The following is a 228-nucleotide window of genomic DNA, read 5'->3' as shown; positions in this document are numbered from 1 at the left end:
AGGCTTGCTATACCAGCTCCAGCGGCTGCTCCTGCAGCACTAGCCCCAAACGGATTAACAGCACCAACTAATGCACCAGCACCAGCTCCAGCTAATGCTCCTTGCCATCCACCAGAAATATAGCCTCCAATACCACCAGAAATAGCACCATAGATACCACCGAAAAGACCAAATTCACCAGTAGGGTCAATATATCTAATAGGACTATTATAAACATAAGTATAGACG

General features: G+C 46.1%; 1 pseudogene. It reads right to left on the bottom strand.

The window, feature by feature from the left end:
* Positions 1-228: pseudogene (locus SB773_RS35245) on the bottom strand (hypothetical protein); the annotation flags it as partial.

This window comes from Bacillus sp. SIMBA_074 (assembly GCF_046534555.1).
Classification (GTDB): Bacteria; Bacillota; Bacilli; order Bacillales; family Bacillaceae_G; genus Bacillus_A; species Bacillus_A mycoides.
Note: the sequence above shows the minus strand (reverse complement) of the source record. Positions and strands in the feature narration are given on the sequence as shown.